The sequence below is a fragment of the Acinetobacter sp. RF15B genome, from assembly GCF_007558235.1.
Lineage (GTDB): Bacteria > Pseudomonadota > Gammaproteobacteria > Pseudomonadales > Moraxellaceae > Acinetobacter > Acinetobacter lwoffii_C.
The window spans coordinates 1-12,110 of sequence record NZ_VLSR01000030.1 but is presented as its reverse complement, the minus strand read 5'-3'; the positions used below and the strand labels follow the sequence as shown (position 1 = coordinate 12,110).

10 protein-coding genes and 1 rRNA gene are annotated in these 12,110 nt (G+C 44.8%); 8 read left to right on the top strand and 3 right to left on the bottom strand.

The genetic code is table 11. The features are described from left to right. Positions 1 to 336 precede the first annotated feature (336 nt). From E2K74_RS13855 to E2K74_RS13845, 3 genes are all read left to right on the top strand, one after another. Positions 337 to 708, top strand: a complete 372-nt coding sequence (locus E2K74_RS13855; protein ID WP_151208185.1) for an RcnB family protein — start codon at positions 337 to 339, stop codon at positions 706 to 708. A 131-nt stretch (positions 709 to 839) separates the two neighbouring features. Then, on the top strand, positions 840 to 2,192 hold the full coding sequence (gene argA, locus E2K74_RS13850) for an amino-acid N-acetyltransferase (RefSeq protein ID WP_151208184.1): 1,353 nt from the start codon (positions 840 to 842) through the stop codon (positions 2,190 to 2,192). 778 nt (positions 2,193 to 2,970) lie between these two features. Next, positions 2,971 to 3,600, top strand: coding sequence for a TetR/AcrR family transcriptional regulator (locus tag E2K74_RS13845; RefSeq protein ID WP_171478857.1), 630 nt, complete (start codon positions 2,971 to 2,973; stop codon positions 3,598 to 3,600). A 60-nt stretch (positions 3,601 to 3,660) separates the two neighbouring features. Here E2K74_RS13845 and E2K74_RS13840 read toward each other — a convergent pair whose 3' ends face one another. Next, positions 3,661 to 4,224 carry a 5'-methylthioadenosine/S-adenosylhomocysteine nucleosidase gene (locus tag E2K74_RS13840; RefSeq protein ID WP_151208183.1) on the bottom strand — a complete coding sequence of 188 codons (564 nt, stop codon included), beginning with the start codon at positions 4,222 to 4,224 and terminating at the stop codon, positions 3,661 to 3,663. Between the two features lie 524 nt (positions 4,225 to 4,748). Between E2K74_RS13840 and ribF the strand changes: the two genes are divergently transcribed. The 5 genes from ribF to E2K74_RS13815 all read left to right on the top strand — a co-directional run bounded on the left by ribF (position 4,749) and on the right by E2K74_RS13815 (position 10,346). Continuing rightward, positions 4,749 to 5,750 (top strand): bifunctional riboflavin kinase/FAD synthetase, encoded by a 1,002-nt coding sequence (gene ribF / locus E2K74_RS13835; protein ID WP_151208182.1) that lies wholly within the window; start codon positions 4,749 to 4,751, stop codon positions 5,748 to 5,750. Between the two features lie 65 nt (positions 5,751 to 5,815). Then, the gene (gene ileS / locus E2K74_RS13830) at positions 5,816 to 8,662 is read left to right on the top strand and encodes an isoleucine--tRNA ligase (RefSeq protein WP_151208181.1); all 2,847 of its coding nucleotides are present in this window, start codon (positions 5,816 to 5,818) and stop codon (positions 8,660 to 8,662) included. Beyond that, positions 8,655 to 9,194 (top strand): signal peptidase II, encoded by a 540-nt coding sequence (gene lspA, locus E2K74_RS13825; RefSeq protein WP_151208186.1) that lies wholly within the window; start codon positions 8,655 to 8,657, stop codon positions 9,192 to 9,194. The genes ileS and lspA overlap by 8 nt, the downstream gene beginning before the upstream one ends. Beyond that, positions 9,187 to 9,669 (top strand): FKBP-type peptidyl-prolyl cis-trans isomerase, encoded by a 483-nt coding sequence (locus tag E2K74_RS13820; RefSeq protein WP_151205317.1) that lies wholly within the window; start codon positions 9,187 to 9,189, stop codon positions 9,667 to 9,669. Before lspA ends, E2K74_RS13820 begins: the two co-directional genes overlap by 8 nt. 134 nt (positions 9,670 to 9,803) lie before the next feature. After that, the gene (locus tag E2K74_RS13815; RefSeq protein ID WP_151205316.1) at positions 9,804 to 10,346 is read left to right on the top strand and encodes an NADPH-dependent FMN reductase; all 543 of its coding nucleotides are present in this window, start codon (positions 9,804 to 9,806) and stop codon (positions 10,344 to 10,346) included. Between the two features lie 299 nt (positions 10,347 to 10,645). Here the strand turns inward: E2K74_RS13815 and E2K74_RS13810 are convergent, their stop codons facing one another. Together E2K74_RS13810 and rrf are read right to left on the bottom strand one after the other, a co-directional pair. Then, the gene (locus E2K74_RS13810) at positions 10,646 to 11,824 is read right to left on the bottom strand and encodes a PQQ-dependent sugar dehydrogenase (protein ID WP_151208180.1); all 1,179 of its coding nucleotides are present in this window, start codon (positions 11,822 to 11,824) and stop codon (positions 10,646 to 10,648) included. A 171-nt stretch (positions 11,825 to 11,995) separates the two neighbouring features. Beyond that, positions 11,996 to 12,110: ribosomal RNA gene (gene rrf, locus E2K74_RS13805) — 5S ribosomal RNA — on the bottom strand.

Here is a 12,110-nt window from a genome sequence, read left to right as displayed (position 1 = left end):
CTTCTTGAGTAAGATGAGTATAGTTCATGATGCAACTTTGACTTTGGTCGGTCGGAAGCAAAATGCTAGCTCATCTTGCTTCCTTCCAATAATTTAATCTCTGTTGCACTTCATTTGAGAATCCAAGCTTCTAAAAATCCCAACCCTGTTGGGATTTTTTTATTTGATTGGGCTTATATTTTGAGGGGCTGTAAGGTTTGCCGGTTTTTTATCTGTTTTTCTTCTAAATTTCTTCATCAATTTAACAATTTCACTCAATGAGCCTCACGCTTTCTATCCACTTATTCGTTAATTTAACTTCATCGAAAACAGATATAAATTCTTTAGGTAAAAGCCATGAAAAAAGTTTTAACTACCCTCGTGTTATCCCTTAGTGCTCTGGTTGCAACTTCTGCAATGGCAGCACCATACCATTATGATTCACCTTACCATTCGCAGCCGTCTAAACCGGCACCGCACTGGAATTCAAAAGACCATAGAAAATGGCAGGATGATCGCCGTCACCATAACCGTATGGTCAACCCGAGCCGTGACTGGCGTGTAGGTCAAACCCTGCCACGTCAATACGATTCAAAACGTTTCCAGATCAGCGACCGTGAAGCACGCCGTCTGCCTAATACCGGCCGTTACCAGCAATGGTACAAAGTAAATAATGACTATGTACTGGTGAACGAACGCAATAACAAAATCGTCCGAATTATTGGCTAAACGCGCTCCATTTTCTGCTCGTCTTGCAGACACCTGAAGCCCGGCTTCAGGTGTTTTTTTGTCTCTCTACTTCCACTTCATTTTTTTTTCATTAGAATCAAAGAGAATTGTATATTGAAATAGGCCCGGGCATGAACTCAGCAGACACTTCGCAAAGTACCACATTGCAATATGTGCACTGGTTTCGCCATTCTGCGCCTTATATCAATGCCCATCGTAACAAGACCTTTGTGATCATGTTTGATGGCGAAGCAGTTCTGGATAAAAATTTCCAGCATATTATTCATGATATTGCCCTCTTACACTCTTTGGGCATCCGTCTGATTCTGGTACATGGTGCACGTTCACAGATTAACCAGAATCTGGCCAGCTGTGGCCTGCATACACCTTTTTATCAGCAGCGCCGGGTCACCACCCGCGAATCCTTAAATTGTGTCCTGAATGCGGTGGGGTCGATCCGTTTACAGATTGAAGCTCTATTGTCGATGGGTCTGGCCAACTCGCCTATGTATGGTGCCCGGATTGACACGGTGTCAGGTAACTTTGTGACCGCCAAGCCCTATGGTATTCGTGAAGGGGTCGATTTTCAGTTGACCGGTGAAGTCCGTGCCATCGATACCGATGCCCTGCAACGCCATCTGGATAATCATAATATTGTGATTCTAGGCCCAACCGGTTATTCCACCACAGGCGAGGTCTTTAATCTGCTGGCTGAAGAAGTCGCCACTAACACTGCTATCCGTTTAAAGGCGGACAAACTGATTATTTTGGGGAAACAGCATGGTCTGCTCGATAGCCAGGGTCAGCTGAAACGTGAAGTCACCCCGCAGCAGCTAGATGACTACCTTGTTCCGGCCAGTCAGGATGAACAAAGTATGGCCATGGTACTACAATTAAAAGCCGCACAGGAAGCTTCCAGAAATGGGGTCAAGCGTGTCCATCTGATTTCCTATAGTTATGATGGTGCCCTGTTGGAAGAACTGTTTACCCGGGATGGCTCGGGCACCATGATTACCGATGCACATTATGAAGAGGTTCGGATGGCCAATATTCAGGATGTTGGTGGTCTGATTCGCCTGTTACGTCCCCTGGAAGAAGAAGGGATTCTGGTTTACCGTTCCCGCGAACGTCTGGAAAATGAAATTGGACAGTTTGCCGTGATTGAACGGGATGGTATGATTCTGGCCTGTGCAGCCCTTTATCCGATTCCGACCACAGGCAATGAATTACGTTCTGCAGAAATTGCCTGTGTCGCGGTAGATCCAGCGTACCGGCAATCCAACCGGGGCAGTCAGATCCTGCATTATCTGGAAGGTAAAGCCAAAGCCCTCGGAATCCAGCAGCTGTTTATTCTGACCACCCGTACAGCCCACTGGTTTCTGGAACACGGTTATGAACCGGCCTCAGTGGATGATTTACCGGACGCACGGCAGGCTTTTTATAATTATCAGCGTAGCTCCATTGTTTGCAAAAAGTCACTTTAAGTGGCTTTTTTATTGCAGCTATTGACTGCTAGTCATCATTTTATTTCCAAGATAACCAGCAAGAAATTGCATTTTCATTCAAAAGAACACCGGAAAATGGAGATGAACTCTCGACTACGGCCAACAGCCAGCAGGTCTCAATGTCGTCAGCTTCTCTGTCGCTCAAGCACGGCCTATTTTGCTCACAGACCTAGGGGGTAAATCAGTCAAACGCTCTCAAAGCTAAGCTAGTTCTGGTATCGAAAAGGGGTTAGCCTCCAGTCAATTTAGGAACTAAAGTTGTATCAAGGCTGACGTCCATGATCTGTTATTAAATGACAGAAGCGAATAGTCGAGCTTTGGCGCCAGATACCCCAAAAAAAGTATCTGGCTGATTAAACTGGAACCGCTGATACCACATACACGGCTGATCTTCTTAACCCGAGTTTCTGTCCTAAAATTCAAACTGATGTTGAGTGTTTAAATGTATTTTAAGAGAGTATTTAATAATATTGGCCGAGTATTTTAAACAGGTTTCATGATTTGATTTGCACTTTTTTCTTAATTAATTTTAAATAATCTTTCCCATAGCGGCTTAAATCAAACTATTATATTAATTAAGTGATAATTTAAATAATTTCATACCCTTAGTATTTTAATCATTGGCGCGCGAGTCAATGCTGATTACATCGCTTATCTACAGAATAAATCATCATGATTCAAAAAATTAGCCTTGTAGTTGATGCACAAATCTGATGATTTGACGTACAATGAAAAATCCCCCTTTTTAATTGTTTTAATATTACTGATGGAACAAAAAAAGAGTACTCAAAAACGCAACCAGCTGCTGAATGCTGCACTCGATGTCTTTTCCTTATATGGTTTCAATGGCGCAAGTCTGGATGAAATCGCACAAATTGCGGAAATGCATAAGTCGAATATTTTCTACTATTATGAAAATAAAGAAGCACTGTATGTTGAGGTGTTAACTACAGTTTTACAAAAATGGCTCGCACCCCTGCAAATGCTGGAGGCTGATCTGGAGCCAGAAGAAGCGATCACCAATTATTTGATGCAAAAAATTGAGGTATCGCGTACTCAACCCAAAGCATCGCGCTTATTTGCTTTGGAAGTCATTCAGGGAGCGCCGCATATTCTGGAAATTCTGAAAGGGCCGCTAAAAAAACTGGTCAAGCGCAAAGCCAAAGTCATTTCAAACTGGCAGGAACAGGGCAAAATTTCTAAAGATATTGATCCTGAATTACTGATTTTGAACATTTGGGCCTTGACACAAAACTATGCTGATTTTGCCACCCAGATGGAAATGATCACAGGCAAAACCCTGCGGAATCGTAGCATGCACCAGCGTGTGGTCCAGCATACTGTCCACATGATGCTCTATGGCGTAATTCCCCGTAATGAAGCCTGATTGTCAGGGCTTGAATTGATTGGCATACGACCATAATAATTATGGTCGCCGACCTGCCGTTTATTTGATTTTTTGATATAAAGATAATAACTTTTGAGCACCGAGCAATAAGTTCTCTTCCCAGTCGAGCGGTGCTGTGTCATTGGCGCCATCAGTAATGTATTTCACCGAAATCAGGCGTACGTCCAGTTTCTTGCATACTTTGGCCAAGGCATAGCCTTCCATATCGACCAGTTGACAGGCAACTTTGGGCTGTCCTGTTGCAAAGCTGTCTCCGGTTCCGCAAATGCCCTGCGGTAAATCGGTGAAAAAAGGTGCCAGCTTGATTGCACCTGGAAAGTGCTGATCTATGGGGGTAATGCCCACTTCAAACCCGAGTGGCGATACATCCATATCGCGCTGTACAAAGTGGCTGACTTCCACCAGTTCATGGGCATCAAAATGGGAACTGCCCGCTGTCCCCAAATTGATTAAAGTCTTGCAGCCGGTTGTCTGAATCACTTCAAAAGCTTTAAATGCCGCATTGACCTTACCAATACCGCTGTAATGCACCTCAATTCCTTCTGCCTCAAACAAACCCTTGGATTCGCTTGGCAAGGCCATAACCAATGCATGCTCGGACATAAAATACTCAATTTCAGTTTCTATAGATGGCCGCTATTAAAAAGTAAATACTTTAACGCTGCAAATAAAAAAGCTGCGCCTTATCCAGACCATTTTTTAATTTGGGTCAGGTGAGATGAATGATCGCTTGAGGAGACCAAAATGTGTGATTCCTGTTCCTCTTTTAATGCAATGTTCAGCCATCACATCTGGACCTCGGTAAAGCAGACTTACTCTCAGGCCGGCGTCATACCTGTAAGCGTAATATTCTGTCTAGAGTGTTCAACAGTTCAAAATAAAAATCCGGTTAATCGCTGATGCTATCGGTTGAAGCAAGCGTGATATTTGAAGGGCTATATGTGGGCCTTGAGATTATTTTCAGCATCATCCGTTCTAAGAAAAATGGAGTGGATTGTTGAAATACAGCGATTTAACTTATTTCAAAAGAATTTTAACGAAAAACTTTGCCTAAAAACACAACAAGACGAAAGCTAAAGATTATGGCAATATATAGCCTCTTCACATTTTAAGCACCTGATTTGCCCATGAAGCTGCTCCGTCTTAATGCCTTAACGCCTCGAACTGAATTAGCCAAAACTGCCGTGACCATTGGTAATTTTGACGGCGTGCATTTGGGGCATCAGGTCATGATCAGGCAGCTCAAAGCTGTCGCAGAACAGCACCAGCTTAAAACAGTGGTAATGATTTTTGAGCCACAACCTCTTGAATTTTTTAAAGGTTATGAGGCTCCACCGCGTATTTCCTCCTTACGTGAAAAGGTTGAGTATCTGACTGAGCTTGGGGTCGACTATATTGCGGTGGCGAAATTCGATGAACGCTTTCGCAGCCTGAGTGCAGAAGAATTTGCCACGATTTTAAAAGACAAACTCAATGCCGATCATCTGGTCTTAGGTGATGATTTCCATTTTGGTAAAAACCGTCAAGGTAATAGTGAGTTTTTACGTGAATTTGGTTTTGAGGTAAGCAATCTCGATACCGTCGTGCTGGATGGTGAACGCGTTAGTTCCACCCGCATCCGTCAAACACTACAAGCTGGCGATCTGGCACAGGCAGCCAAACTCTTGGGACGTCCCTATAGTATTAGCGGACGGGTGCAATATGGCGATCAAATCGGCCGTACCATTGATTTTCCGACGATTAATGTCCGCCTGAGTCGGCATAAACCGTGTCTGCATGGTATTTATGGGGTGGAGGTGGTGTGTGAAACGGAATCCCTGAAAGCCAGAGTCCAGGCAGCAGATGCCAGCAAAACCGGTATTACCGGCTATAACCCGACAGCTCTGTTTGGCGCAGGTCATGTCGGCACCCGTCCGGCCATCCAGCAAGCAGATCCGGAATGGCGATTAGAAGTACATTTCCCTGATGTTTCTGCTAATCTGTATGGCCTGTTAATGCGGGTGACATTCTTAACCTATTTACATGGCGAAAAGAATTATCCTTCGCTTGAAGCCCTAAAAGCTGGAATTGATGATGATGTCGAGAAACTGCTTGAGTTTCGTCGAAATCACCCCACATTTTCCTTTTAATATCTCATATTTTTATTGTAAAACGTGTCTGTTAAAACAACGGATTAAATTGGAAGACAACTTGCATGAGCGATAAGCAAACTCCTGAAAATGCAGTGGATTATAAAGCCACGCTAAACCTCCCAGGTACTGACTTTGCAATGAAGGCAAATCTGGCAGTACGTGAAGCGAAATGGTTAGAAGAGTGGTATGCCGACAACATTTATCAGCAGATTCGTGCGTCGCGTATTGGCAAGAAAAAATATGTGCTTCATGATGGCCCTCCTTATGCCAATGGCCAAATTCACTTGGGCCATGCGGTCAACAAGGTCCTGAAGGATATTATCGTTAAAAGCCGTGTAATGGACGGCTTTGATGCACCGTATGTACCGGGCTGGGACTGTCACGGCCTGCCGATTGAACTTAAAGTCGAAGAAAAAGTCGGGAAAGTCGGCGTCAAAGTTGATGCGGCAACCTTCCGTAAACACTGCCGTGAATATGCGTATACCCAGGTCGAATTACAGAAAAAAGACTTTATCCGTATGGGCGTGTTTGGTGACTGGGACAACCCGTACCTGACCATGAACTTCAAGCAGGAAGCCGATATTGTTCGTTCACTCGGTGCGATTGCCAAAGCCGGTCACATCGAACCGGGTCTGAAACCGGTGAACTGGTGTCTGGACTGCGGCTCAGCATTGGCTGAAGCTGAAGTTGAATACGAAGATAAAAAATCTGACGCCATTGATGTCGGTTTTACGGTAGTGGATTTAGCGGATTTGTCTGCACGTTTAGGCATTGAAGTTGCTGACACAACTGATATCGTCATCTGGACCACCACACCTTGGACACTGCCGGCCAACCAGGCGGTGGCAGTGCATGCCGAAATTGAATATCAACTGGTCAAAGCCCGCGGCGAAGAAAAAGCAGATCAAAACTTCATTCTGGCAAAAGACTTGGTGGAATCTGCAACAGAACGTTATGGCTTTGGTACAGTCGAAGTTCTGGCAGACTTTGCCGGTGCAAAACTGGAAAACCTGCAATTACAGCATCCTTTAATTGCCGAACGCCAAGTACCGGTTATTTTAGGTGAACACGTGATTGCCACCAGCGGTACCGGTGCAGTACATACTGCGCCTGGCCACGGTGTCGACGACTATAAAGTCGGCTTGCAATACAACCTGAAAGTGGATAACCCGGTGGGCGGCAATGGTGTGTATTTACCTACTTCACCTATTTTTGCGGGTGAACACATTTATAAGGCCAACCCAAAAATTATTGCTGCCCTTGCTGAGAGCCAGCAACTGTGGGCCCATGTGCCGATCAAACACAGCTACCCGCACTGCTGGCGTCATAAAACCCCAATTATCTTCCGTGCCACACCGCAATGGTTTATCAGCATGGATGCCAAAGGCTTGCGCTCAAAAGCATTGAATGCAATTGAAAATGAAATCAGTTTCGTGCCGGACTGGGGTAAGAACCGGATTGAAGCAATGATTGAAGGCCGTCCAGACTGGTGTATTTCACGTCAGCGTACCTGGGGCGTGCCAATTCCATTCTTCGTGCATAAAGACACCAATGAACTGCATCCACGTACGCCTGAGCTGATTGAAGAAGTGGCTCAACTGATTGAAAAAGAAGGCATTGATGGCTGGTATAACCGGGATGCTTCTGAATTCATCGGCGCCGATGCAGAACACTACAATGCGGTCCGCGATACCCTAGACGTGTGGTTCGATTCTGGTACAACGCACTTTGCCGTGCTACGTGAACGCGAAGAACTGACTGATCCTGCTGACTTGTATCTGGAAGGTTCAGACCAGCATCGTGGCTGGTTCCAGTCTTCATTGCTGACCTCGATTGCCATCAATGAACGTGCACCCTACAAAGGTTTGTTGACGCATGGTTTCGTAGTTGATGAGAAAGGCCGCAAGATGTCCAAATCTTTGGGCAACATTATTACCCCGCAAGACATCATTAAAGATATGGGTGCAGACGGTTTACGTTTCTGGATCGCCTCTGCCGACTACCGTTATGAAATGACTGCCGGTAAAGAAATCTTTAGCCGTGCATCGGATGGTTACCGCCGTATCCGTAACACCCTGCGTTTCTTATTAGCCAACCTGAATGGCTTTCAACCGTCAACAGATGTCTTGCCAGTTGATCAATTGATCGCGCTGGATCAATACATTCTGCAACGTGCGACGGACGTGCAAAAAACTATTCAGCAAGCCTATGAAGATATGAATTTCCATATCGTGACCAGTGCATTGACTAACTTCTGTATCAATGACTTGGGTGGTTTCTATCTCGACATCATCAAAGATCGTCAGTACACCACCAAAGCCGATTCACAGGCCCGTCATTCGGCGCAAACTGCGTTGTATCATCTGGTCCAAGCCTTTGTACGCTGGATGGCACCGATCTTAAGCTTTACTGCGCAAGAGGCGTGGCCTCTGATTCCAGAGCAGGCAGAAAAATACGTGTTTACAGCAGAATGGTATAAGATTCCAGTGGCATCAACTGCGAACCTGATAACAGAAGCAGAATGGCAGACCCTGATTTCAGTAAAATCTGCGGTGAACAAGTTTATTGAAGCTGCACGCGGCGCGAAAACCGTAGGTTCAAACCTGTCGGCCAAAGTTGAGCTGTGGGCCAATGATGAACTGAAAGCGGTCCTGGATAAACTGGATGATGAACTGCGTTTTGTTCTGATTACCTCACAAGTGATCGTCAACGACTTTGATGCTGCACAGGGCGAAGCTTCTGATCTGGCAGGGCTGAATGTAAAAGTTTCAGCTGCCGATGGAGAAAAATGTGTACGCTGCTGGCATGTACTGCCTGATGTGAATACCCATGCGTCACATCCAGGTCTCTGTGGTCGTTGTATTATTAACCTTCCAACAGGCCAAGGCGAAGAGAGAAAATATGCCTAATCCACAGCATAAAAAGGGCTTATTCCAGTTCTATCCGCACAATTTGTGGTGGATCGGACTGGCAATTCTGGCCATTATTCTGGATCAATGGACTAAATGGATTGCCGTTACGCATCTAAATTACGCAGATCCGATTCCGGTGCTGCCCTTTTTAAACTGGACATTGCTGCATAACTATGGCGCTGCCTTTAGTTTTCTGTCCGATGCAGGTGGTTGGCAACGTTATTTCTTTACTTCACTGGCAGCTTTGGTGTCTATCATTTTCGTGTTCTGGCTGATGCGTATGCCTAAACACATGAAGGTATTACCCTTGGCTATTGCCCTGATTCTAGGCGGTGCCATCGGGAATCTAATTGATCGTATCTATTTGGGTTATGTGGTCGATTTTATTCACGTGTATTACCAAAATAGCCATTTCCCTGCTTTTAATATTGCAGATAGTGCCATTACTTTGGGCACGATTCTGATGCTGATCGATACGTTTTTCCTGGAAAAACACCGAATTCAACGTGCACAGGCGCAACATGACTGATTTTATTCATCCTAACGAGGAAACTCGTGTTGAAGACGGCTCTAAAGTCGAGCTTCATTTTTCGGTCGCTATTGAAAATGGCGTAGAAATTGACAATACCCGCAGCCGTGAAGCACCGGTAAGCCTAACGATTGGAGATGGCAACCTGTTACCGGGCTTTGAAAAGGCCTTGTTTGGTCTGCGTGCCGGTGACCGCCGTACGGTCAGTCTGCCCCCAGAAGATGCTTTTGGTCCATGGAACCCGGAAAATGTACAAAAATTCGATACCGTCAAGTTTGGCGAACGTCCAATCGAAGGCCATATGATCGAGTTTGAAGACAAGGCTAAAACTACCCTGTACGGTGTAGTAAAATCGGTCAATGATGATATTACCGAGGTGGATTTCAATCATCCACTGGCCGGCAAAAATATTACGTTTGAAGTGGAAATATTCAAGGTCACACCTGCAGGCCAGCAGGGTGTCAAATTGATGTAAACCTCCCCTCCTTCTCTAATATTTAAAAAAAGCTCCTGAAGGAGCTTTTTTTAAAATCCATACAAACTTCTGCTACTGCATCTTGGTAAAATCGATTAGGGTGGCACTCTCTCCTCATAAGAAAAGGAAAAACCATGAAAATCTATATTATTGTGGGCAGCATTCGTGAAAGCCGTACCGCCATTAAAGTCGCTCACTGGGCCTTAGAGGAAATTAAAAGCCAAGGGTTTAGCACGGTAGAAGCTGAAATTGTCGATCTAAAAGAATGGGATTTACCTCTGTTTGCTGGTGCCAATCTGCCTTTGACCGGAATTTATGACCAGCCTAAACAGCAGGATTGGGCCGATAAGATTGCACTTGCTGATGCCTTTATTTTTATTAGTCCGGAATATAATCATGGTTATAGCCCTGCCCTGAAAAATGCACTGGATTATCTCGCTAAAGAATGGCAAGGCAAACCTGCTGCCTACGTGAGTTATGGTGCCACCAATGGTTCACGATCGATTGACCAGATTCGCCAAGTGGCCACCCAGCTCGGCATGATAGATACCAATGCTGTGATCGAAATCCGTGACATCTTCAACCGAAATAAGGATTATTCTTTCCAGGGCAATCAGTTTGATACTAAAAACCTGAAATCTGCACTGGATAAGCTGATTCAATATGTCAGTGCTTAAGTGAATGGTCGACGCCGAACTCTGTTCTGACCTACCACAACTGCAGTATCTAGCAGAGACTTATATTGAGAACCTACCAAGACAGGGCGTCTTGCAATAACAATAAAAATAGCACTAGTAAAAGGCTATGCAGTATCACAGCAGTGATCCTTCAAAATCTGAAAAGGCCCTAACAGCAGTAAGGGCCTTTTTCTTTGATCTTGAGAGTAGAAGTATTTTCGCCTTCAACAGGAATAAGTTGAGTGGTGAAGCAGATAGCTGAGACTTAAATATCGAAAATATCATTAGTTTTAAAAAAATTAAGGTGTTTTCATCTTGAGCAGGCCCGCTTGCTGACCATCTTCAATTACCCACAAATGACCTGCCTTGGCCTGAATAACACCGCGTATACGCTGTTTCATATCCAGACGTTGGACTTCCTTCACTGGAGACTGTGCAGTATCTACCACAATAATGGCTTTAGAAGACAAACCACTAATAATGGCTTTATTTTTCCAGGCTGGAAACCTATTGCCTGTATAAAACAGCAGATCTGAAGGAGAAATTACAGGGGTCCAGTCCAGCACAGGGGCTTCAAATTCCGGACGGGTATGGTGATCAGGGATCGGCTTGCCATTATAATGGTCACCATTCGAGACCAGAGGATAACCGTAGTTTTTACCTTTGATCACTTTATTCAGCTCATCTCCCCCCTTAGGTCCCATTTCAATCACCCAGAGTTGCCCTCGTGGGTCAAACGCCATACCTAAAGGATTACGATGCCCCAAGCTCCAGATTTGTTGTGCAATCGTTCCCTGCCCCATAAATGGATTATCTTTAGGGATAGATCCATCATCATTCAGGCGAATTATTTTGCCAGCATTGGATTGCATATCCTGTGCAGGATTGAATTGCTGGCGCTCACCAGAACTGATCCAGAGTTTACCATCCGATCCGAATAACAGACGGTGCGCATAATGCCCCTGTCCTTTAAATTTAGGTACTTGAGTCCAGATACGCTTTACTTCTGTCAGCCGGTTTTGATTTAAATCCAGCCGGCCACGAATCACCACTGCACCATATCCGCCCTGTCCGCGCTCGGCATAACTGAGATATATCCACTGGTTCTTGGCAAAATCAGGATGCAAGGCAACATCGCCCAAACCACCTTGTCCACCATAAGCGACCTTGGGAAGATCTTGAATCGTTTGGCTGTTACGATTTTTTGGATTAAACAGCTTTAATTGTCCTGCTTTTTCAGTGATCAATAAACGCTGATCGGGCAATTCAACCAAGGCCCAAGGTTCATTAAACTCCACAATTTTTTCGACTGTGTAGGACTGGAAAACCGTAATGGGATGAGCAGATTGAGCAGCATTGGACCTTACGGTAGCAGAATCAGTAGCTCTGTCTGAAAGTGAAGGATTCTCTGCATGACAGCCTACCAATACTAAAGCACAGCAACTGATCAGACATTTTCTGTAAACCTGTACCGACATTTTATATTCCCTCTTTTAGTTTTTATCTTGGCTTTTAACTTAACACTGAAAATAAAAAAGAGCAGCGAGAACGTTAGTTAAAAGACCAGGCAGATTGATTTTTATTTTATTTCTTTTCTTTTTATAAAAAAGAAATCCCCCTGCTTTTTAGCAGGGGGATTTTGAATAATGAGCTGGCGATGACTTACTCTCACATGGGTAACCCCACACTACCATCAGCGCAAAGAGGTTTCACTTCTGAGTTCGGGAAGGGATCAGGTGGTTCACTCTTGCTATGGTCGCCAGC

Excerpts from the sequence above, each read along its gene's own strand:
- E2K74_RS13855 (WP_151208185.1), top strand. The coding sequence starts at position 337 with ATGAAAAAAGTTTTAACTACCCTCGTGTTATCCCTTAGTGCTCTGGTT.
- argA (WP_151208184.1), top strand. The coding sequence starts at position 840 with ATGAACTCAGCAGACACTTCGCAAAGTACCACATTGCAATATGTGCAC.
- E2K74_RS13840 (WP_151208183.1), bottom strand. The coding sequence starts at position 4,224 with ATGTCCGAGCATGCATTGGTTATGGCCTTGCCAAGCGAATCCAAGGGT.
- ribF (WP_151208182.1), top strand. The coding sequence starts at position 4,749 with ATGAAGCTGCTCCGTCTTAATGCCTTAACGCCTCGAACTGAATTAGCC.
- ileS (WP_151208181.1), top strand. The coding sequence starts at position 5,816 with ATGAGCGATAAGCAAACTCCTGAAAATGCAGTGGATTATAAAGCCACG.
- lspA (WP_151208186.1), top strand. The coding sequence starts at position 8,655 with ATGCCTAATCCACAGCATAAAAAGGGCTTATTCCAGTTCTATCCGCAC.
- E2K74_RS13820 (WP_151205317.1), top strand. The coding sequence starts at position 9,187 with ATGACTGATTTTATTCATCCTAACGAGGAAACTCGTGTTGAAGACGGC.
- E2K74_RS13815 (WP_151205316.1), top strand. The coding sequence starts at position 9,804 with ATGAAAATCTATATTATTGTGGGCAGCATTCGTGAAAGCCGTACCGCC.
- E2K74_RS13810 (WP_151208180.1), bottom strand. The coding sequence starts at position 11,824 with ATGTCGGTACAGGTTTACAGAAAATGTCTGATCAGTTGCTGTGCTTTA.